The 20,607-nt window shown below is 72.7% G+C and carries 17 protein-coding genes; 10 read left to right on the forward strand and 7 right to left on the reverse strand.

Annotated features, from left to right (window positions below):
- Positions 1-5 precede the first annotated feature (5 nt).
- The gene (gene dxs, locus F4692_RS15340; RefSeq protein WP_179620588.1) at positions 6-1,910 is read left to right on the forward strand and encodes a 1-deoxy-D-xylulose-5-phosphate synthase; all 1,905 of its coding nucleotides are present in this window, start codon (positions 6-8) and stop codon (positions 1,908-1,910) included.
- 100 nt (positions 1,911-2,010) lie between these two features.
- The gene (locus F4692_RS15345) at positions 2,011-3,495 is read left to right on the forward strand and encodes an amino acid permease (protein ID WP_179620589.1); all 1,485 of its coding nucleotides are present in this window, start codon (positions 2,011-2,013) and stop codon (positions 3,493-3,495) included.
- 182 nt (positions 3,496-3,677) lie between these two features.
- Here F4692_RS15345 and F4692_RS15350 read toward each other — a convergent pair whose 3' ends face one another.
- Positions 3,678-5,753 carry a 3-hydroxyacyl-CoA dehydrogenase NAD-binding domain-containing protein gene (locus F4692_RS15350; protein ID WP_179620590.1) on the reverse strand — a complete coding sequence of 692 codons (2,076 nt, stop codon included), beginning with the start codon at positions 5,751-5,753 and terminating at the stop codon, positions 3,678-3,680.
- Positions 5,750-6,967 (reverse strand): thiolase family protein, encoded by a 1,218-nt coding sequence (locus tag F4692_RS15355; protein WP_179620591.1) that lies wholly within the window; start codon positions 6,965-6,967, stop codon positions 5,750-5,752. The genes F4692_RS15350 and F4692_RS15355 overlap by 4 nt, the downstream gene beginning before the upstream one ends.
- A 118-nt stretch (positions 6,968-7,085) precedes the next feature.
- Between F4692_RS15355 and F4692_RS15360 the strand changes: the two genes are divergently transcribed.
- Together F4692_RS15360 and F4692_RS15365 are read left to right on the forward strand one after the other, a co-directional pair.
- Positions 7,086-8,057 (forward strand): proteasome assembly chaperone family protein, encoded by a 972-nt coding sequence (locus tag F4692_RS15360; protein ID WP_179620592.1) that lies wholly within the window; start codon positions 7,086-7,088, stop codon positions 8,055-8,057.
- On the forward strand, positions 8,057-8,926 hold the full coding sequence (locus tag F4692_RS15365) for an acyl-CoA thioesterase (protein ID WP_179620593.1): 870 nt from the start codon (positions 8,057-8,059) through the stop codon (positions 8,924-8,926). The genes F4692_RS15360 and F4692_RS15365 overlap by 1 nt, the downstream gene beginning before the upstream one ends.
- Positions 8,927-9,016: 90 nt before the next feature.
- On the opposite strand, the gene F4692_RS15370 is transcribed toward F4692_RS15365, so the two are convergent.
- On the reverse strand, positions 9,017-9,904 hold the full coding sequence (locus F4692_RS15370; protein ID WP_179620594.1) for a MaoC/PaaZ C-terminal domain-containing protein: 888 nt from the start codon (positions 9,902-9,904) through the stop codon (positions 9,017-9,019).
- A complete protein-coding gene (locus F4692_RS15375; RefSeq protein ID WP_179620595.1) occupies positions 9,904-11,238 on the reverse strand; it encodes a 3-oxoacyl-ACP reductase in 1,335 nt (444 codons plus the stop codon). Before F4692_RS15375 ends, F4692_RS15370 begins: the two co-directional genes overlap by 1 nt.
- Positions 11,239-11,368: 130 nt before the next feature.
- Here F4692_RS15375 and F4692_RS15380 point away from each other — a divergent pair, with 130 nt between their 5' ends.
- From F4692_RS15380 to F4692_RS15395, 4 genes are all read left to right on the forward strand, one after another.
- A complete protein-coding gene (locus F4692_RS15380; protein WP_179620596.1) occupies positions 11,369-12,649 on the forward strand; it encodes an acetyl-CoA C-acetyltransferase in 1,281 nt (426 codons plus the stop codon).
- Between the two features lie 72 nt (positions 12,650-12,721).
- Positions 12,722-13,279, forward strand: coding sequence for a bifunctional pyr operon transcriptional regulator/uracil phosphoribosyltransferase PyrR (pyrR, locus tag F4692_RS15385; RefSeq protein ID WP_179620597.1), 558 nt, complete (start codon positions 12,722-12,724; stop codon positions 13,277-13,279).
- Positions 13,276-14,232 carry an aspartate carbamoyltransferase catalytic subunit gene (locus tag F4692_RS15390; RefSeq protein ID WP_179620598.1) on the forward strand — a complete coding sequence of 319 codons (957 nt, stop codon included), beginning with the start codon at positions 13,276-13,278 and terminating at the stop codon, positions 14,230-14,232. Before pyrR ends, F4692_RS15390 begins: the two co-directional genes overlap by 4 nt.
- On the forward strand, positions 14,232-15,500 hold the full coding sequence (locus tag F4692_RS15395) for a dihydroorotase (RefSeq protein WP_179620599.1): 1,269 nt from the start codon (positions 14,232-14,234) through the stop codon (positions 15,498-15,500). The genes F4692_RS15390 and F4692_RS15395 overlap by 1 nt, the downstream gene beginning before the upstream one ends.
- 18 nt (positions 15,501-15,518) lie before the next feature.
- On the opposite strand, the gene F4692_RS15400 is transcribed toward F4692_RS15395, so the two are convergent.
- Complete coding sequence (locus tag F4692_RS15400; RefSeq protein WP_179620600.1) at positions 15,519-16,277, reverse strand: VOC family protein; 759 nt, start codon at positions 16,275-16,277, stop codon at positions 15,519-15,521.
- 32 nt (positions 16,278-16,309) lie between these two features.
- Between F4692_RS15400 and F4692_RS15405 the strand changes: the two genes are divergently transcribed.
- Positions 16,310-16,732 carry a VOC family protein gene (locus tag F4692_RS15405; RefSeq protein ID WP_179620601.1) on the forward strand — a complete coding sequence of 141 codons (423 nt, stop codon included), beginning with the start codon at positions 16,310-16,312 and terminating at the stop codon, positions 16,730-16,732.
- A 10-nt stretch (positions 16,733-16,742) separates the two neighbouring features.
- Here F4692_RS15405 and F4692_RS15410 read toward each other — a convergent pair whose 3' ends face one another.
- Both F4692_RS15410 and F4692_RS15415 read right to left on the reverse strand, forming a co-directional pair.
- Positions 16,743-17,981 (reverse strand): acetyl-CoA hydrolase/transferase family protein, encoded by a 1,239-nt coding sequence (locus F4692_RS15410; RefSeq protein WP_179620602.1) that lies wholly within the window; start codon positions 17,979-17,981, stop codon positions 16,743-16,745.
- A gap of 58 nt (positions 17,982-18,039) precedes the next feature.
- A complete protein-coding gene (locus tag F4692_RS15415; protein ID WP_179620603.1) occupies positions 18,040-18,747 on the reverse strand; it encodes a DUF3060 domain-containing protein in 708 nt (235 codons plus the stop codon).
- A 192-nt stretch (positions 18,748-18,939) separates the two neighbouring features.
- Between F4692_RS15415 and F4692_RS15420 the strand changes: the two genes are divergently transcribed.
- A complete protein-coding gene (locus F4692_RS15420; protein ID WP_179620604.1) occupies positions 18,940-20,550 on the forward strand; it encodes an ABC-F family ATP-binding cassette domain-containing protein in 1,611 nt (536 codons plus the stop codon).
- The last annotated feature ends 57 nt before the right edge of the window (positions 20,551-20,607 follow it).

Here is a 20,607-nt window from a genome sequence, read left to right on the forward strand (position 1 = left end):
CCGACATGGCACTCCTCGACTCGATCGGCTCCCCGCGCGACCTCCGCGGACTCTCGCCGGAGCAGCTGGACGAGCTGGCCGCCGAGGTCCGCGACCTGATGATCCGCACGGTCGCGACGAACTCCGGGCACCTCGGTCCCAACCTCGGCGTCGTCGAGCTGACGCTCGCGATCCACCGCGTCTTCGACTCCCCGCACGACCGCGTCGTCTTCGACACCGGGCACCAGTCCTACGTCCACAAGCTCGTCACCGGCCGGCACGCCGACTTCGCCACCCTGCGCAAGGAGGGCGGCGTCAGCGGCTACCCCAGCCAGTCGGAGTCCGAGCACGACATCGTGGAGAACTCCCACGCCTCCACCTCCCTGTCCTACGCCGACGGGCTCGCCAAGGCGTACGCCATCCGCGGGGAGGACCGCCACGTCGTCGCCGTCATCGGCGACGGTGCGCTGACCGGCGGCATGGCATGGGAGGCGCTCAACAACATCGCGATCGCCAAGGACAGCCGCCTCGTCATCGTCGTCAACGACAACGAGCGGTCCTACACGCCGACGATCGGCGGACTGGCGACCGCACTCACCTCGCTGCGCACCAACCCGCGCTACGAGCAGGTCCTCGACCTGGTGAAGAAGCGCCTCAACGCGGTGCCCGGCGTCGGGCACGCGGCGTACGACGCGCTGCACGCGGTCAAGAAGGGCATGAAGGACGCCCTCGCGCCGCAGGGACTCTTCGAGGACCTCGGGCTGAAGTACGTCGGCCCCGTCGACGGCCACGACCGCGCCGCGATGGAGCAGGTGCTGGCCAACGCCAAGCGCTTCAACGGCCCCGTCATCGTGCACGCCATCACCCGCAAGGGTCAGGGCTACGACCCGGCGCTGCGGCACGAGGCCGACCAGTTCCACGCGCCCGGGCCGTTCGACGTCCAGACCGGCGCGGAGAAGCCCAAGGGCAAGATCTGGACCGACCACTTCTCCGAGGCGATCGTCGACCTCGGCGCCCGCCGGGAGGACGTCGTCGCCCTCACCGCGGCGATGATGCACCCGGTCGGCCTCGACGTGTTCGCCTCGAGGTTCCCCGAGCGCACCTTCGACGTCGGCATCGCCGAGCAGCACGCCGTCACCTCGGCGGCCGGCCTCGCGATGGGCGGCCTGCACCCGGTCTTCGCGGTCTACGCGACCTTCCTCAACCGGGCCTTCGACCAGGTCCTGATGGACGTGGCCCTGCACCGCTGCGGCGTCACGTTCGTGCTCGACCGCTCCGGCGTCACGGGCGACGACGGCGCCAGCCACAACGGCATGTGGGACATGTCGGTCCTCCAGGTCGTCCCCGGACTCCGCCTCGCCGCCCCGCGCGACGTCACCCGGCTCCGCGAGCTCCTCGACGAGGCCGTGCAGGTCGACGACGCCCCGACCGTCGTGCGCTTCCCCAAGGGACCGCCGCCCGAGGACGTGCCGGCCGTCGACCGCGTCGGCGGCGCCGACGTCCTCGTGCGCGAGGGCGAGCAGGACGTCCTCGTCGTCGCCGTCGGCTCGATGTGCACCACCGCGGTCGACGTGGCCGCGCGCCTCACCGCTCAGGGCATCGGCGTCACCGTCGTCGACCCGCGCTGGGTCAAGCCCGTCGACCCCGCGATCATCGAGCTCGCCCGCCAGCACCGCCTCGTCGTCAGCGTGGAGGACAACGGCCGCGTCGGCGGGTGCGGCGCGACGCTGCTCCAGGCCCTCAACGACGCGGGCGTGCGTACGCCCTTCCGGCTGCACGGCATCCCTCAGGAGTTCCTCGACCACGCCAAGCGCGACGCGATCCTCGCCCGGATCGGCCTCGACGCGCAGACCATCGCGCGCGACGTCGTCGAGTCCGTCACCGCCCTCGACCAGGGCCCGACGCTCGTCGAGGTCGACCACACCGCCTGACCCGCTCCCGCACCGCTCCCGACACGCCGCCGGGACACGCCGTCGGGACACGTGCTGGACGGTGCTCGCGAGCGCGGTGCGGGAGGTCTAGTTTGCAGGGATGAGCATCTGGCGCACGAAGTCCGTCGAGCACTCCATGGCGGACACCGAGGACCCCGAGTTCAAGCTCAAGAAGAGCCTCACCGCCCTGGACCTGACCGTCTTCGGCATCGGCGTCATCATCGGTGCCGGCATCTTCACGCTCACCGGACGTGTCGCGCAGGCGTACGCCGGGCCGGGCGTGGTGTTCTCCTTCGCCATCGCCGCGATCTGCTGCGGGCTCGCCGCCCTCTGCTACGCCGAGTTCGCCTCGACGGTGCCGGTCTCCGGGTCGGCGTACACGTTCTCCTACGCGACCCTCGGCGAGATGATCGCGTGGATCATCGGCTGGGACCTGATCCTGGAGCTGATGCTCGGGGCGTCGGTCGTGGCGCAGGGCTGGTCGTCCTACTTCGAGACGTTCCTCGGCGAGATCGGGATCACCTGGCCCGCCCACCTCGGCTACGGCGACACCTTCGACCTGCCGGCGTTCCTGCTGGTCGCGGTGCTCACGGCACTCGTCGCCTTCGGCATCAAGGAGTCGCTGCGGGTCAACCTCGTGCTCGTCGCCCTCAAGCTCTTCATCGTGCTGTTCGTGATCGTCGCCGGCATCCAGTTCATCGACACCGACAACTACCAGCCGTTCGTCCCCGACAGCGCTCCCGGCACCACGGGGGAGGGATGGCTGCACACGCCGCTCATCCAGACGGTCTTCGGCGCCCCGGGTGTCTACGGCGTCGCCGGGATCCTCTTCGCGGCGTCGCTCGTCTTCTTCGCCTACATCGGCTTCGACGTCGTCGCCACCACCGCCGAGGAGGCGCGCAACCCCCAGAAGGACCTGCCGCGCGGCATCATCGGCTCGCTGGTCGTCTGCACGATCCTCTACATGGCCGTCGCGCTCGTCATCACCGGCATGGTCAAGTACGACCAGATCAACCCGGACGCGGCGCTAGCGAACGCGTTCATCGCGCAGGGCAAGGACGGCTACGCCACCTTGATCTCGGCCGGTGCCGTGGCGGGCCTCACCACCGTCGTGATGACCCTGCTGATCGGCGCGGTGCGGGTGTTCTTCGCGATGAGCCGCGACGGCCTCATGCCGACGGCGCTGGCCCACGTCAACCCGCGCACCGGCACGCCCGTACGGATCACGCTCGCCATCGGCCTCGTGGTCGCGTTCGTCGCCTCACTCACGCCGATCGGCAAGCTCGAGGAGATGGTCAACATCGGCACGCTGTCGGCCTTCGCGCTCGTGTCGATCGCGGTGCCCATCCTGCGCAAGAACCGCCCCGACCTGGAGCGGTCCTTCCGGGTGCCGTTCTCCCCGTTCCTGCCCTGGCTCTCCGCCGCGATCTGCGTGTTCCTGATGCTCAACCTCACCGCCGAGACGTGGCTGCGGTTCCTCGTCTGGATGGCGCTCGGCTTCGCGATCTACTTCGGGTACGGCTACCGCCACAGCCGGGTCGGTCGCGGCGAGGGCATCCCCGCGGAGGACTACTCCGCCCGCTGACAGACAGTCGCTGATCGAGCGGTGAGTGAGCCACATTCCCGGCGTGGGAAACGTGGCTCACGCACCGCTCGCCGGCGCGTACGCCTGCGACACGCCGAGGGGCGGTGCCCCAGCCACATTCCTGGTCTGCGGAATGTGGCTGACGCACCGCCCCCCGACGGCGTACGGCCTGGGTCGGGCGATCAGTGGAACCGTCGGCCGGTCACCTTCTCCGAGATGCCGGCGACGTCGAGCATGAACGTCAGCCCGCCGTTCCAGAACGAGAACCCGGCGCCGGTGATCATGGCCAGGTCGATGTCCTGCGGCGCGGCGACGACGCCCTCGTCGAGCATCAGGCGCGCCTCCTCGGCGAGCCCGGCGAGCGTCTTCTCGCGGACCTCGTCGGCGGTGAGGACCACCGGCGAGGCCGGCTTCTCCAGCATCGCCTCGACCTCGGGGTCGAGCGCGCCGTCGGCGCCGTAGTAGGCGGGCTTGCGCGCCGCCACGATCCGCTCCAGCGCCGGGGAGACGTAGAAGCGGTCGGGGAAGGCGCCCGCGAGCGTCTCGTTGTTGTGCAGCGCGATCGCCGGGCCGACGAGCGACAGCAGCACGAACGGCGGCATCGGCGCGATGCCGGCGAAGGCGCCGTCGGCGACCTGCACCGGGGTGCCCTCGTCGACGATCCGGCCGACCTCGCTCATGAAGCGCCCGAGCAGCCGGTTGACGATGAACGACGGGCTGTCCTTCACCAGGATGCTCGTCTTCTTCAGCGCCTTGCCGGTGGCGAACGCCGTGGCGAGGGTCGCGTCGTCGGTGGCCTCGCCACGCACGATCTCCAGCAGCGGCATCACCGCGACGGGGTTGAAGAAGTGGAAGCCGACCACGCGCTCGGGGTGCTCGAGGTCGGCGGCCATCTCGGTGATCGACAGCGACGAGGTGTTGGTGGCCAGGACGCACTCGGGCGAGACGACCTTCTCCACGTCCGCGAAGACGGTCTTCTTGACCGACATCTCCTCGAAGACGGCCTCGATGACGAAGTCGGCGTCGCCGAAGGCGACCTGCTTGTCGGTCGCGCCGGAGACGAGCGCCTTGTGCCGGTTCGCCTTGTCCTGGTTGATCCGGCCCTTGGCCAGGAGCTTGTCGATCTCGGCGTGGACGTAGGCCACCCCCTTGTCGGCCCGCTCCTGGTCGAGGTCGGTCAGCACGACCGGGACCTCGAGGCGGCGTACGAACAGCAGCGCGAGCTGGCTCGCCATGAGTCCGGCGCCCACGATGCCGACCTTCGTCACCGGACGCGCCAGCGACCTGTCGGGCGCACCGGCGGGCCGCTTCGCCCGCTTCTGCACGAGGTCGAAGGAGTAGAGCGACGCGAGCAGCTCAGGCGTCTGCGACAGCGCGTGCAGTGCGTCGTCCTCGGCCGCGAAGCCGGTGTCCCGGTCGGTGTCACGGGCGGCGGCGATGAGCTCGACGGCCTTGGCCGCGGCGGGGGAGGCCCCACCGGTCTTCGCCGCCACGATGCCCTTCGCGCGCTCGACGGCGGCGTCCCACGCCTCGCCGCGGTCGACGTCGGGCCGCGAGACGGTCGTCTCGCCACGCAGCACCGAGGCCGCCCACAGCAGCGACTGCTCGAGGAAGTCCGCGCCGTTGAAGACCGCGTCGGCCAGGCCGAGGTCGTACGCCGCCTGGCCGCCGAGGGTCTTGCCCTGGTTGAGCGGGTTCTCGAGGATCAGCGTCACCGCCTTGTCGGCGCCGAGGAGGTTGGGCACGAGCCACGCGCCGCCCCAGCCGGGGACGAGGCCGAGCATGACCTCGGGGAGGCCCAGTGCGGGCGCCGAGTCCATGACCGTGCGGTAGGTGCAGTGCAGCGCCACCTCGAGGCCGCCGCCGAGGGCGAGGCCGTTGACGAACCCGAACGAGGGCTTGCCGCCCTCGCCGAGCTTGCGGAAGACCGCGTGGCCGAGCTCGGCGACGATGCGCACCGCGTCGGGGCCGCCGCCCTGGATGGAGGTGAGGTCGGCGCCCGCCGCGAGGATGAACGGCTTGCCGGTGACGGCGATCGCGTCGATCGCGTCGTCCGCCAGCGCCGCGTCGATGGCGGTGTCGAGCGCGAGCAGCGACGCCGGGCCGAACGTGTTGGGCTTGGTGTGGTCCTCGCCGTTGTCCAGCGTGATCAGGCCGATGGTCGCGCCGGGCAGGGCGACCGTGCGCAGGTGGGCCTGCGTCACGCGCTCGGCGTCGGAGACGATCCCCCGCGCGCGATCGAAGATCGTGGTGCTCACTTGGTCTCTCCCTCGTCCGTGGCGTTGCCGTTCCAGTGCGGGTTCTCCCAGATGACGGTGCCGCCCATGCCGATGCCGATGCACATGGTGGTGAGGCCGTAGCGGACCTCGGGGCGCTCCTCGAACTGGCGGGCGAGCTGGTTCATCAGGCGTACGCCCGACGAGGCGAGCGGGTGGCCCATCGCGATCGCACCGCCGTAGGGGTTCACCCGGGCGTCGTCGTCCGCGATGCCGTAGTGCTCGAGGAACGCGAGCACCTGCACCGCGAACGCCTCGTTGACCTCGAAGGCCTCGATGTCGTCGATCGTGAGCCCGGCGAGGCGCAGCGCCTTCTCGGTGGCGGGGATGGGACCGGCGCCCATCACCTCGGGCTCCACGCCGACGAAGGCGTAGGTGACCAGGCGCATCTTCACGGGCAGGCCGAGCTCGCGCGCGGTGTCCTCGTCGGCGAGGAGGGCCGCGGTGGCACCGTCGTTGATGCCCGCGGCGTTGCCCGCCGTGACGTTGCCGTGCGAGCGGAAGGGGGTCTTGAGGCCGGCGAGCGACTCCATGGTCGTCTCGGGGCGCATCGGCTCGTCGGAGGTCGCCAGGCCCCAGCCCGCCTCGGCGGACCGGGTCGCGACGGGCACCAGGTCGGGCTGGATCACGCCCGCGTCGTAGGCCGCCTTGGTCTTCTGCTGGCTGCGCACGGCGTAGGCGTCGACGCGCTCCTTGGTGATCGTGGGGTAGCGGTCGTGCAGGTTCTCGGCCGTCTTGCCCATCACGAGCGCGTCCGGGTTGACGATCCGCTCCGAGAGGATGCGCGGGTTGGGGTCCACGCCCTCGCCCATCGGGTGGCGGCCCATGTGCTCGACGCCGCCGGCGATCGCGACGTCGTAGGCGCCGAACGCGATGCCGGACGCCGTGCTGGTGACCGCGGTCATCGCGCCCGCGCACATGCGGTCGATGGAGTAGCCCGGGACACTCTGGGGCAGCCCGGCGAGCAGTGCGGCCGTACGCCCGAGCGTGAGGCCCTGGTCGCCGATCTGCGTCGTGGCGGCGATGGCGACCTCGTCGACCCGCTCGGGGGGCAGCGACGGGTTGCGGCGCATCAGCTCGCGGATGGACTTGATGACGAGGTCGTCGGCGCGCGTCTCGGCGTACTGGCCCTTGGCCTTGCCGAACGGGGTGCGCACGCCGTCGACGAAGACGACCTCACGCTGGGGACGGGACACGGGCTGCTCCTGTGGTGCTGAGTGGACAGGTGCCCTCAGGTTACCCCTCGGTAACAACGGCCGCCCCCCGGGACGGGTGTGTGTCAGGTCACTCGGTCGATGTCACTAGGCTTCAGCCATGGCCGAACGTCTCGTGCACATCGTCGACGACGCCGAGGTGCTGGCAGACGCCGGCGACCTCACGATGGTGGTCGTGCTCACCGGGTTCCTCGACGCGGGGAAGGCGGCCGAGCTCGCGGCGCGCCACCTCGCCGACCTCGCCGACCCCGCCGGCGGCAGGTCGGACGGCAAGGTCGTGGCGACCTTCGACGTCGACGCGCTGCACGACTACCGCGCCCGCCGTCCGCCGCTGACCTTCGTACGCGACCACTACGCCGACTACGAGGCGCCGCGCCTGGTCGTGCGCACCCTGCGCGACACCGGCGGTACGCCCTTCCTCCTGCTCGCCGGTCCGGAGCCCGACATCCGGTGGGAGGCCTTCGCCCGCGCCGTGCGCGAGGTCGTCGACCACTTCGGCGTCTCCCGCGTGGTGAGCATGGGTGCGGTCCCGATGGCGGTGCCGCACACCCGGCCCATCGCCATCACCCCGCACGCCAACCGCCCCGAGCTCGTCCCCGGCGAGAGCCCCTGGCAGGGCGAGCTGCGCGTCCCGGCCAGCGCCCAGGCGCTGCTGGAGATCCGGCTCGGGGAGTGGGGCGTCGACGCGCTCGGCTTCGTCGCCCACATCCCGCACTACCTCGCGCAGATGGAGTACCCCCAGGCCGCCCTCGTGCTGCTCGAGCACCTGGAGATCGGCGGCCGGCTGACCATCGACCTCAGCGACCTCCGCGAGGCCGCGCAGATCACCGAGACCGAGGTCGACCGCTACCTCTCGGCCAACGACGAGGTCGGCGAGGTCGTCCGCGGGCTCGAGCAGCAGTACGACTCCTTCCGCGAGGCCGAGGCCCGGGGGTCCTCGCTGCTCGCCGGCGACGAGCCGCTGCCGACCGGCGAGGAGATCGGCAGCGCCTTCGAGGCGTTCCTCGCCGACCTCGACGACCGGCCCAAGGGTGACGCCGGCGACGACGACCAGGGCTGGGAGGAGCGCTGATGGCCGGCAGTGCGGAGGAGCTGACCGCGCTCCTGGACCTCGAGCGGCTCGAGGTCGACCTCTACCGCGGCGCGCAGGCGCGCACCGAGCGACAGCGCGTCTTCGGTGGTCAGGTCGCGGCGCAGGCCGTGGTCGCCGCGACCCGCAGCGTGGACGGCGACTTCGCGCTGCACTCGCTGCACTCCTACTTCCTGCGCCCGGGCGACACCACCGTCCCGATCGTCTACGACGTCGAGCGCATCCGAGACGGCCGCTCCTTCGTCACCCGCCGCGTCTCGGCCCGGCAGCACGGGCGTCCGATCTACTACATGACGGCCAACTTCCAGGTGCCCGAGGGCGGCCTCGAGCACCAGGACGGGATGCCCGACGTGCCGGCGCCCGAGGACGGCATCCCCCTGCGCGAGCTCGTACGCCGCCAGGGCGCCGACGCCGAGGCCGACTGGGTGCGCGAGTGGGCGGCGCTCGACGTGCGCCACGTCGGCATCAGCGGGATGGGCATCCCCGAGGACCCCGCGCACCCCGCGCAGGCGAGGATCTGGCTCCGGGTCGCGGGCGACCTGTCCGACGACCCGACCCAGCAGACCGCGGCCTTCACCTACGCCAGCGACCTCACGCTGCTCGGCGCGGCGCTGGTCCCGCACGGCATCACGATCGGGTCGCCGAAGCTGCAGCCGGCCTCGCTCGACCACACGATCTGGTTCCACCGCCCCTTCCGCGCCGACGAGTGGTGGCTCTACGACCAGTTCTCGCCGTTTGCGGGCGGTGGCCGCGGGCTGGCCGTCGCGCGGGTCTTCACCCAGTCCGGCGAGCTCGTCGCGACGGTGGCCCAGGAGGGCCTGATCCGGCTGCACGACGGGCGTGCTTCCTGACGCTCCACCATGGGATGTCGGTGGACCTGCAGTTCCCGAGGTTCGCTGACACGGGGGAGTGCAGGTTCGTCTGCATCCCATGGTGAAGCGTCAGGGGGACGAGGTACGCCCCAGCAGGTGCGGAGCGCCGTCCCCCGGGCGGGTCAGGGCGAACGTCCAGCCGGCCCGGTCGCGCCGCGCGGCGTACGCCACGGTGGCCGGCAGGAGGACCGGCTTCTTGAAGGCGACCTCCACCGTGACGGCGGCCGGGAGCCGGTTCTCGATCGCGGCCACCGAGCGCGCCGTGGTCCACATGCCGTGCGCGATCTGGCGCGGGAAGCCGAGGGCCCGGGCCGTCAGCGGGTAGAGGTGGATCGGGTTCGCGTCGCCCGACACCGCGGCGTACGTCCGGCCGAGGTCCGCGGGCAGCCGCCACCGGATGCCCCCGGACGGCGGGTCCGGCACCTCGAGGCCTGGCGCCGGTTCGCCGTCGACGGGGCGTCCACGCCGCAGGTAGGTCGAGGTCGACTCCCAGGCGACCTCACCGCCGGAGGTCACCTTCGTGGCGAAATCGAGGAGCACGCCGCGAGCGTGCGGGCGCGGGGCGCCGACCGACGTCGCCACCTCGAGCGACTCGCCGACGTCGATGGCGCGGTGCGCGGTGATGGTGTTCTCCACGTGCACCATGCCCATCGCCGCGTAGGGGAACGTCGGGTCGGACATGACCGCCATGTGCAGCGGGAACGCCAGCACGTGGGGATAGGTCAGCGGCACGACGTCCTTGCGCGGGAAGCCGCAGACCGCGGCGTACGCGTCGACGCGGGCACGGTCGGCGACGACCCCCGCCCGGACGTACGTCAGCCCTCCGAAGTCGTCCGCCGCACCCTTGCGCACGCCGGGCAGCCGGTTCACGACGGGCACGGCCGGCAGCGCGGCCCGGAGCAGCGTGCCGAGCCGTCCCGGCTCGCCGCTGAGCGTCTTCGGCGCCGTGGCCGCCATCAGGCGCCCAGCATCATCTGGCCGCAGACCCGCACGACGTTGCCGTTGACGGCGCCCGAGCCGGCACTGGCGAACCAGGCGATGGTCTCGGCGACGTCGACCGGCAGCCCGCCCTGGGCCATCGCGTTGAGGCGCTGGCCGACCTCGCGGGTGGCGAACGGGACGGCCGCGGTCATCTGGGTGATGATGAAGCCGGGCGCCACCGCGTTGACCGTGATGCCGTCGCCCAGCTCGTCGCGCAGGCTGTCCACGAGACCGATGACGCCGGCCTTGGAGGTGGCGTAGTTGGTCTGGCCGACATTGCCCGCGATGCCGGCGATCGAGGCGACGCCGATGATCCGGCCGCCCGCGTGGACGACGCCGGCGTCGAGCAGCTCGCGGGTGATCAGCTCGGGTGCGGTGAGGTTGACCGCGACCACGCTGCTCCAGCGGTCGGCGGCCATGTTGGCGAGCCTCCTGTCCCGCGTGATGCCGGCGTTGTGCACGACGACGTCCACCCCGCCGTGGTGCTCCCTCAGGTGGTGCGCGATCCGCTGCGGCGCGTCCTTGGCGGTGATGTCGAGGACGAGGTGGTCACCGTCGAGCTCGCCCATCAGGGTCTGCAGCTCGCTGGCCGCCTGGGGCACGTCGACCCCGACGACGGTGGCGCCGTCGCGGTGCAGGACCCGCGCGATCTCCTCGCCGATGCCGCGGCTGGCGCCGGTGACCAGCGCGACCTTGCCGGCGAGCGGACGGGTCCAGTCGGCGACCGGGTCCGTGGTGGTCGCGCCGTGGGCGCCGATGCGCACCACCTGGCCCGACACGTAGGCGGACTTGGGGGACAGCAGGAACGCCAGGGTGGAGGCGATGGCGCCGTCGGCCGCCGGGGCGACGTAGACCAGCTGGACGGTGCCGCCGCGGCCGATCTCCTTGCCCATCGAGCGCGTGAAGCCCTCGAGGGCCCGCTGGGCGACCCGCTCGCCGCCGGTCAGCGTCTCCGGCGGGGTGCCCAGCACGACGACGCGCGGGCAGGTGTCCAGACGCCGCATGAGCGGGGTGAAGAACTCCTGCAGGGCGACGAGCCCGGTGGTGTCGGTGATCCCGGTCGCGTCGAGGACCAGGGCCTTGGCGCGTACGTCGTCGGCGAGGGCGGTGGTCGAGGCGATCCCGAGGCCGTCGAGCGTCGTGGGCAGCACCTCGGCGAGGCGTCCCTCGCCGCCCAGCACGACCACGCCGTCGACCAGCGGCGAGCCCTCGCTCCAGCGCTCGAGCGCGGTGGGGTTCGGCAGGCCGAGGTTCTTGACCAGAAGTCGGCCGATCGGGGTGGACGCGAAGCCCTGGTAGCGGTCGCTCATGACGTGGCGGAGCCTTTCCGGTGGTACGGCGGACGAGCCTATGTAACTGTGTGTGCAACTCGGAGTCCACACTTGGTGACCTGCCCCTCATACCGTTGGCGGGCAGGACCCCACCGGCAAGGATAGGAACATGCAGCCCACCACCCGCCCCGTCGCCGTCGTCGGCGGCAACCGCATCCCCTTCGCACGGTCCAACACGGTCTACGCCGGGGTCTCCAACCAGGAGATGCTCACCGCGGTGATCGACGGCCTGGTCGAGCGGTTCGACCTGCAGGACGAGCGGCTCGGCGAGGTCGTCGCCGGGGCCGTGCTCAAGCACTCGCGCGACTTCAACCTCACCCGCGAGTCCGTCCTCGGTTCCAGGCTGGCGCCCGAGACGCCCGCCACCGACATCCAGCAGGCCTGCGGGACCGGTCTGCAGGCGGCGATCCAGGTCGCGAACAAGATCGCGCTCGGCGTGGTCGACGCCGGGATCGCCGGCGGCACCGACACCACCTCCGACGCCCCCGTCGCCATCAGCGACCGGCTGCGCCGCAAGCTGATGAAGGTCAACGCCGCGAAGGACACCGCGAGCCGGCTCAAGGCGCTGGGCGCCATCCGCCCCGGCGACATCGGGCTCGACATCCCGCAGAACGGCGAGCCGCGGACCAGGCTGTCGATGGGCGAGCACGCCGCGCTCACCGCGCTGGAGTGGCGGATCACGCGTGAGGCGCAGGACGAGCTGGCCGCCCGCTCGCACCACAACCTGGCCCGGTCCTACGACGAGGGCTTCCAGGACGACCTCATCACGCCCTTCCGCGGGGTCGAGCGCGACAACAACCTGCGCCCGGACTCGTCGGTCGAGAAGCTCGCCACCCTCAAGCCGGTCTTCGGCAAGGGCGCCGCGGCGACGATGACCGCCGGCAACAGCACGCCGCTCTCCGACGGCGCCTCGGCCGTCCTGCTGTCGAGCGACGCGTGGGCCGAGGAGCGTGGCCTGCCGGTGCTCGCGCACCTCGTCGACGCCGAGACGGCCGCGGTCGACTACGTCAACGGCCACGAGGGGCTGCTGATGGCCCCGGCGTACGCCGTGCCGCGGATGCTCGCACGCAACGGCCTCACCCTCCAGGACTTCGACTACTACGAGATCCACGAGGCGTTCGCCTCGCAGGTCCTCGCGACGCTGGCCGCCTGGGAGGACCCGGTGTTCTGCCAGCAGCGCCTCGGGCTCGACACCCCGCTGGGATCGATCGACCGCGAGAAGCTCAATGTCACGGGGTCGTCCCTGGCGGCCGCGCACCCGTTCGCCGCGACCGGCGGGCGGATCCTGCCCGTCGCCGCCAAGCTCCTCGCGCAGCGGGGCCGGGGCCGCGCGCTGATCTCGATCTGCGCCGCCGGCGGGCAGGGCGTCGTCGCGATCCTGGAGCGCTGACGGTAGGGTCGCCCCGATCGACATCCTTTAACGAGCCGTCCCGTGAGGCGGAGAAGGAGGTCCGGCGCGCAGATGCCTGCCACCGAACAGACCGGCCCCGAGCGGGGCGACCGCACCGTCCTCGACGCCCGTGACATCTCCCGGGCGCTCACGCGGATCTCGCACGAGCTCCTCGAGCGCAACAAGGGCGCCACCGACCTCGTGCTGCTCGGCCTGCACACCCGCGGCGTGCCGCTCGCGAAGCGGATCGCGGACAAGATCGCCGCCGTCGAGGGCGCCCCGGTCGCGGTCGGCGAGCTCGACGTGACGATGTACCGCGACGACCTGCGGTCCCAGCCCACCCGCCGCGCGCACAAGACCGCGCTGCCCCCGGGCGGCATCGACCGCAAGGTGGTGGTGCTCGTGGACGACGTGCTGTTCTCCGGGCGTACGATCCGCGCCGCCCTCGACGCGCTCGCCGACCTCGGCCGGCCGAGCGCCGTGCGCCTCGCCGTGCTGGTCGACCGCGGTCACCGCGAGCTCCCGATCCGCGCCGACCACGTCGGCAAGAACCTCCCCAGCGCCCTTGCCGAGCGGGTCAGCGTCCGCCTGGCCGAGGTCGACGGCTCGGACGAGGTGACGATCTCGTGAAGCACCTGCTCTCCGTCGACGACCTCGCGACCGAGGAGATCCTCGGCCTGTTCGAGACCGCCGCCGACATGCACGACGTCCAGAGCCGCGAGGTCAAGAAGCTGCCCGCCCTGCGCGGCCGCACGGTCGTCAACATGTTCTTCGAGGACTCCACCCGCACCCGGTCCTCCTTCGAGATCGCCGGCAAGTGGCTCTCGGCCGACGTGATCAACGTCAGTGCCAAGGGATCCAGCACCTCCAAGGGCGAGAGCCTGCGCGACACCGTGCTCACCGTCTGCGCGATGGGCGTCGACGGGCTGGTGATCCGCCACCCGGCCAGCGGGGCCGCGCTGCAGGTCAGCCAGTGGGTCGACGCGTCCGTCGTCAACGCCGGGGACGGGATGCACGAGCACCCGACGCAGGCGCTGCTCGACGCGTACACCCTGCAGCGCCACCTCGGCAGCCTCGACGGCCGCCACGTCGCGATCATCGGCGACCTCACCCACAGCCGGGTCTTCCGCTCCAACGTCCAGTGCCTCACGCGCCTCGGCGCCCGGGTCACCGTGGTCGCGCCGCCGACGCTGATGCCGAGTGGCATCGGCCCCTGGTCGGCCGCGGCCGGCTTCGAGACGTCGTACGACCTCGACGAGGTCCTGCGCGGTGCGGGCACCCACGACGACGTGGACGCCGTGATGATGCTGCGGGTCCAGCGGGAGCGGATGTCGGGTGCGTTCTTCCCGAGCCCGCGGGAGTACACCGTCGGCTACGGCCTGACCCGCGACCGGCTCTCGCTCCTCGCGCCCGACGTGCCGATCTGCCACCCCGGCCCGATGAACCGCGGCCTCGAGATCGCCGCCGACGCGGCCGACGCGGCCCAGTCGGTCGTGCTGGAGCAGGTCTCCAGCGGCCTCGCGATCCGGATGGCCGTGCTCTACCACCTGCTCGCCGGAGACCTCCAGGGAGGGACCGCCTGATGGCGCTCGTGATCAAGGGTGCCTCGCTGCTCGGCGAGGAGACCACCGACCTGTACGTCGACGACGCGGGGACGTTCGTCGACGCCGCGCCCGACGGCGCCGAGACGATCGACGCGGACGGCCTCGTCGCGCTGCCCGGCCTCGTCGACCTGCACACCCACCTGCGCGAGCCCGGCCGCGAGGACGCCGAGACCATCCTCACCGGCTCACGGGCCGCCGCGCTGGGCGGCTACACCGCGGTCCTCGCGATGGCCAACACCACCCCCGTCACCGACACCGCCGAGGCCGCGACCCGGGTGTGGGAGCTCGGTCGCGAGGCCGGGCTGGTGCACGTCCAGCCGGTCGGCGCGGTCACCCGCGGGCTCGCGGGGGAGGAGCTCGCCGAGTTGGGTCTCATGCACCGCTCGCGCGCCGGGGTCAACGTCTTCTCCGACGACGGCAGGTGCGTCCACGACGCGCGCGTCATGCGCCGCGCGCTGGAGTACGTCAAGGCGTTCGGCGGCGTCGTGTCCCAGCACTCGCAGGACCCGACCCTGGCCGGTCCGGCCGCGTGCTGCCACGAGGGCGAGCTGTCCGGCCGCCTCGGCCTGCCCGGCTGGCCCGGGATCGCCGAGGAGGTCATCGTCGCCCGCGACGTCATGCTGGCCCGGCACACCGGCTCGCGCGTGCACGTGGCCCATGTGTCGACGGCCGGCTCCGTGGAGGTGCTCCGCTGGGCCAAGGGGCAGGGCATCGACGTCACCGCCGAGGTCACCCCCCACCACCTGCTGCTGACGACCGACCTGCTCGCCGGCTACGACCCGACCTTCAAGGTCAACCCGCCGCTCCGACCGCAGGAGGACGTCGAGGCCCTGCGCGCCGCGCTCGCCGACGGCACCATCGACGCCGTCGCGACCGACCACGCGCCGCACGCGCGCCACGACAAGGAGCACGCCTTCGTCGACGCCGCCTTCGGCATGCTCGGCATCGAGACCGCCCTCGGCGTCGTGCGTACGGCCCTGCCCGACCTGTCGTGGTCCGACGTCGCCCGCGTCATGTCCGTCACCCCGGCCCGCATCGCGGGCCTCGCCGACCAGGGCCGCCCGCTGGCCCCGGGCCACCCGGCCCACCTCGTGCTCGTCGACCCGGATGCCTCGGTCACGGTGGACCGTGACGCCTCGGCGTCGCTGTCGCGCAACAACCCGTGGCACGGCCGCGAGCTGACGTCGCGGGTCGTGCACACGGTGTACGCCGGCCGGGTGACCGTGCGCGACGGCGCCCTCGCCTGACACGGGGCGTCGGGCGGTTCAGCCCGCGGAGCCCGTCGCGGGGTCGCGGTCGGTGAGGCAGTAGACCTGCCCACCGGGCGCCGTCAGCACGCTCCAGTGGTCGCGCTCGTCCTCGTGCCGGGCGCCGAGGCCGAGGTGGAGCTGGAGGTCGCCCGCCCGGTCGGCGGTCGCGAGGTCGGGGTGCGCGCGTACGGCTCCGTCCCGCTCCCCGAGGCGCTGGAGGAGGATGCGCGGAGCGCCGGGCGCCAGCAGCCGCGCGAACTCGGGCGAGGACCCCTGCTGCAGCTCGCGACCCGTCATCCGGCTCCAGAAGTCGACCTCGACGTCCCACAGCGCCCACGGGACGTCGAGGCAGACCTGGTCGAGCACGGTGCCGCCGTCGCGGGCGAGCGCCGGGCCGTCGCCGCCGTCGGCCCCGTCGTCGTCCCCGTCGTCGGCCAGGAGCGTGTGGCAGAACGTGAGGCCGCCGGGGGAGCGCATGACCGGGACGCCCTCGTAGACCCAGGCGTCGGACGCACCCAGCTCGCGCGAGCGCGCCAGCGCCGCGTCGCGGTCGGTGCTGTCGAGGTCGAGGTGCACGCCGCCGGGTCCGTCCACCGCCTGCAGCTTCACCCAGGCCGCGCCGGCGCTCGGGAGCAGCGTCAGGAACTGGTCGGACTCGCCCCGACGCGGTGACGGCCGCCACCCCGTCGCGGCCGACCAGAAGGCGGCGGCCCGATCGAGGTCCGTGGCCGGTGTGTCGAGGAAGAGCTGGATCCAGCCGGGGCGCGCGTCCATGGCCCGATCCTGACAGGTCGTAGGGTCGAGCGATGAGCGACTTCCCGCCCGTGGTCCCGCAGCTCCTGCACACCGTCCTCGACGCCGTCGACGTGCGTGGCGAGGCGGAGTTCTGGCGCGACCTGCTGGGGCTCGCCTACCGCGAGGGCGACGAGGTGCCGGCCGACGGCGCTGACGACGCCGACTGGCTGGTGCTCACCCACCCCGACGGCCGGCGCTGCCTCGCCGTCCAGGAGGTCGAGCACCTGACCCCGAGCAGGTGGCCCGAGCCTGGCCACCCCGCGGTGTCGCACCTCGACACGACGGTGCCGTCGCGGGCCGCGCTCGACGCCGTGCACGACCGCGTCCTCGAGCTCGGCGGCGCGCTGCGCCACGACCGGGCCGACGACCCCGACGAGCCGCTGAGGGCGTACGCCAGCCCGGCCGGCCACGTCTTCTGCGTGTTCGTGGCCTGACCGGGTCGGGCTAGGCGAGGCCGAGTGCCCGCGCCTCCTCGCGGAGGTCGTCGCGGACGCTGGGGTGGGCGGCGTGCTCGATCAGGTTGTGGGCCTGCTGGCGCTCGTCGCGCCCCCACATCCACGCGACGCCCTGCTCGGTGACGACCGCGCCGTGCTGGAAGGACGTGACCGGCTCGTCGACCAGCGGGACGATCGTCGAGACGTCCGCCCGGGGGTGCCAGCTGCGCAGCGCCATGAACGCGCGGCCGCCGGGCGAGTGGCTCGCGCCGACCGTGAAGTCGGTCTGCCCCCCGAAGCCGCTGTAGATGCGGGCTCCGATGCGCGAGGCGTTGGCCTGGTCGAACAGGTCGACCTGCAGTGCGGTGTTGATCGACGTCATGGCGGGCTGCTTCGCGATCTCGGCGGGGGAGTTGGTGGTCTCCGTGCGCAGCATCCGCACCCGGGGGTTGTCGTCGACCCAGTCGTAGAGCTCCTGGCTGCCGAAGACGAACGACGTCCGCACCGGCGTGCCGCGGTCCAGCGCACCGGCGCGCTCCAGGGTGAGGACGCCGTCGCTGAACATCTCGGTCCACACCCTGAGCCCGCGCCGCTCGAGCACGCCGGCGATGGTGGCGTCGGGCACCTCGCCGATGCCCGCCTGCAGGGTGGCGCCGTCGCCGATCTCGGCGGCGACCCGCGAGCCGATGAGCCGGGCGTCGTCACCCGGCACCCGGGCGGTGTGGGTGGTCAGGGCCTCGTCGACCTCGACGCCGAGGTCGAGGTCGTCGACCGACACCTCGGCGTCTCCGAAGGTCCACGGCATCCGCGGGTTGAGCTGGGCGACGACCAGCGCGCCCCGAGCGCGGGCCGCCTCGATCGCGGCCGGCAGCACGTTGACCTCGAGGCCCAGGGACACCCGCCCGTCGCGCGGCGTCGTGGTGTGGACGACGACCACGTCGGGAGCGAGGGGACCGTGGAAGAGCCGCGGCACCATCGACAGCCGGCAGGGGACGTACGACAGCCGCGGGTGCCGCCGGAAGCCGGGGCCGACGAACGCCGTCTCCGGCACCACGCCGTCGTGCAGCGGGAGGCCGGGCTGGGCGTTCAGCGCGTGCAGCCGCACGTGCGCCAGCTCGGGCAGCAGGGCAGAGAGCAGGGTGACGGGCGAGGCGAAGTTGCCGCTCACCACGACCCGCGGCTCGCCGGCGAGCGCGCCGCAGTGCTGGCGTACGGCCTCAGCGGCCCGGGCGAGGTCGACGACGTGCATGCCGACAGCGTGCCAGCACGCCCCGCCCGGGCCGATGAGGAGCCCGGCACCGGCGTGGTCAGGCTCGCTTCTTCACCCGCACCACGTTGTTGGCCCCGCGCACGGAGACCTTGGTCTTCCCCTTCTTCACCACGGCCTTGTTGTTGCTGCCGACGATCTTGAGGACGGGGAGCTTGGTGACCTTCACCTCGTTGTTGGCGCCACGGACGACGACCTTCGGGGCCTTGGCGGCCTTGAGGGTGGCGTTGCTGCCCTTGATCGTCGTCGAGCCGAGGGTGCCTGCGCGGACGGTCTGGTTGCCGCCCTTGACCAGCAGCCGGGAGGCCGCGTCCACCGTGAGCGTGTTGTTGCCGCCGATCAAGGACGCCGTGCCCACGGCCCCGGCGAAGGTCGCCTCGTTGTTGCCGCCGCTCACCTCGACGTCCCCGGCGCTCGGGGCGGTGAGGGTGTTGTTGGCCCCGGCCTGGGCCAGCGTCCCGACGGGTCCGGAGGCGCTGACGTCGAGGTTGGCACCCGTGATGGTGAGCGACGTCGTGGCGGGGAGGACGACCGTGATGTTGGAGGCCTCGATGCGCACGTCGGTGCAGACGCCGGTGAGGGTCACGTCGTCGATCGTCGGGGCGATCGTCACCGGCCCGCCGGCGCAGTCCTGCACGACGGGCGCGGCATGGGCCGGGGCGCCGATGGCGAGGAGCACGCTCGAGGCGGCGAACGTGGTGGCGGCCGCAGCGGCGGCCCGGGACAGGACGGTCGTCGTGGAGAACATGACGCCGCTCCTGCCCCGTCGAGCGCCGCGCGAAACGACCCGGCACGGAAAACCGGTGGGGCGGTGCCGCGGCAGGTCGTAGGCTGGTCCTCATCATGTGGATCCAGGACTGACCCGACTCGCGTCCGCGGCGGCGCAGCAGTGCGCCATCTGGCCCGGCGAGTCCTCTCCTGATCGCGAAGGACCTCCCACATGCTCGCACCGCTCGTCGTCACCGGGTTGTCGGTGACCTACCCCGACCGGACGGTCCTCTCCGGCGTCGACCTGCTGGCCCAGCCCGGACGCCGCATCGGCCTGGTGGGGGAGAACGGTGCCGGCAAGTCGACCCTGCTGCGAGCCGTGGGCGGCCGCCTGCCCTCCCGGGCGCGGATGACGGGCACGGTCAGCGCGCCCGACGACCTCGTGCTCCTCGGGCAGGAGCCACCATTCCGCGACACCGCGACCCTCCGGCAGGTGCTGGCCATGACCCTCGCGCCGCTGCGCACGGCGGTCGCCGACGTCGAGCGGCTGGCCGCGCAGGTGGGCACCGCGGACGGGGACGCGGCGTACGCGCGGGCGCTCGAGGACGCGCTCGCCCACGACGCCTGGCACGCCGACCGGCGTGCGGCACTCGCCGCCTCCCGGCTCGGCCTGGAGGACCTCGACCCGGACCGTGCGGTGGCGACGCTGTCCGGCGGCCAGCGCACCCGGCTCGCGCTCGCGACCATCATGACGACCCGCCCGACGTGCCTGCTGCTCGACGAGCCCACCAACCACCTCGACGACGACGCCGTCGACGTGCTCACGGGATTCCTGCGCGAGCTCCCGGGCGTGGTCGTCCTGGCCAGCCACGACCGGGTGCTGCTCGACGACGTCTGCACCGACCTCGTCGACCTCGACGCCGGCGAGCTCGGCACCGACGGCAGCGGCGGACGCCGGTTCGGCGGAGGCTGGAGCGCCTACGAGGCGGCCCGCGCCGACGCCCGGCGCCGGTGGGAGGAGACCTACGCCGCGCAGCAGGACGAGCTCGCGCGCCTGCGCGACGCGACCCGCATCGGTACCGGGGCGATCGCGCACGGCCGGGGACCGACGGACGGCGACAAGTTCATCCACGCCTTCAAGGGCGCGCGCGTCGAGCAGACCCTCGCGCGGCGCACGAGGGACGCGCAGCGGCGGCTCGAGGTCGCCGAGCGCGAGCAGGTGCGCAAGCCGCCAGCGCCCCTCACGTTCCGCGCCGACCTCACCTCGCCCGCGACCGGCCCGCTCGTGCGGGCCCGCGACGTGGAGGTGGACGGGCGCTTGCGCCTCGACCGTCTCGACCTCGCGGCGGGCGAGCACCTCCTGCTGACCGGCCCCAACGGATCGGGCAAGTCCACCCTGCTCGGCGTGCTGTCGGGACGCCTCACCCCCACCGCCGGGACGGTCGACGTGGGCGCACGCACGGTCCGCGAGCTGACCCAGGACCCCGACGTCGCCGACCCGGGACGGTCGGCGCTGGCGACGTACGACCGTGCCGTGCGCGGCCTCGTCGACCCGCCCGCGCTGCGCGACCTCGGCCTCCTGCACCCCCGCGACCACCGCACGCCGGTGGGCAGCCTCTCGGTGGGCCAGCGCCGTCGGCTCGGGCTGGCCGTCGCGATCGCCGCGGCACCGGACCTGCTGCTGCTCGACGAGCCGACCAACCACGTCTCGCTGTCGCTGGCCGGGGAGCTCGAGGAGGCCCTGGCGACCGCCCCGGGCGGCGTCGTGCTCGCCTCGCACGACCGGTGGTTGCGGCGGCGCTGGGAGGGGCCGGTGCTGCGGCTCGCGGGGTGGACGCGATGACACCGTGACCCCCGCTCGCTGGTAGTGTCGGCGACGGCTCGAACATCCTTTAACGAT

The sequence above is a fragment of the Nocardioides cavernae genome (assembly GCF_013410035.1).
GTDB classification, from domain to species: Bacteria; Actinomycetota; Actinomycetes; order Propionibacteriales; family Nocardioidaceae; genus Nocardioides; species Nocardioides cavernae_A.

Bases quoted from the DNA above. Each gene is read 5' to 3' on its own strand.
- F4692_RS15420 (WP_179620604.1), top strand. From the start codon at position 18,940: ATGCTCGCACCGCTCGTCGTCACCGGGTTGTCGGTGACCTACCCCGAC.
- F4692_RS15415 (WP_179620603.1), bottom strand. From the start codon at position 18,747: ATGTTCTCCACGACGACCGTCCTGTCCCGGGCCGCCGCTGCGGCCGCC.
- F4692_RS15400 (WP_179620600.1), bottom strand. From the start codon at position 16,277: ATGGACGCGCGCCCCGGCTGGATCCAGCTCTTCCTCGACACACCGGCC.
- F4692_RS15360 (WP_179620592.1), top strand. From the start codon at position 7,086: ATGGCCGAACGTCTCGTGCACATCGTCGACGACGCCGAGGTGCTGGCA.
- F4692_RS15365 (WP_179620593.1), top strand. From the start codon at position 8,057: ATGGCCGGCAGTGCGGAGGAGCTGACCGCGCTCCTGGACCTCGAGCGG.
- F4692_RS15370 (WP_179620594.1), bottom strand. From the start codon at position 9,904: ATGGCGGCCACGGCGCCGAAGACGCTCAGCGGCGAGCCGGGACGGCTC.
- dxs (WP_179620588.1), top strand. From the start codon at position 6: ATGGCACTCCTCGACTCGATCGGCTCCCCGCGCGACCTCCGCGGACTC.
- pyrR (WP_179620597.1), top strand. From the start codon at position 12,722: ATGCCTGCCACCGAACAGACCGGCCCCGAGCGGGGCGACCGCACCGTC.
- F4692_RS15380 (WP_179620596.1), top strand. From the start codon at position 11,369: ATGCAGCCCACCACCCGCCCCGTCGCCGTCGTCGGCGGCAACCGCATC.
- F4692_RS15410 (WP_179620602.1), bottom strand. From the start codon at position 17,981: ATGCACGTCGTCGACCTCGCCCGGGCCGCTGAGGCCGTACGCCAGCAC.
- F4692_RS15405 (WP_179620601.1), top strand. From the start codon at position 16,310: ATGAGCGACTTCCCGCCCGTGGTCCCGCAGCTCCTGCACACCGTCCTC.
- F4692_RS15395 (WP_179620599.1), top strand. From the start codon at position 14,232: ATGGCGCTCGTGATCAAGGGTGCCTCGCTGCTCGGCGAGGAGACCACC.
- F4692_RS15375 (WP_179620595.1), bottom strand. From the start codon at position 11,238: ATGAGCGACCGCTACCAGGGCTTCGCGTCCACCCCGATCGGCCGACTT.
- F4692_RS15345 (WP_179620589.1), top strand. From the start codon at position 2,011: ATGAGCATCTGGCGCACGAAGTCCGTCGAGCACTCCATGGCGGACACC.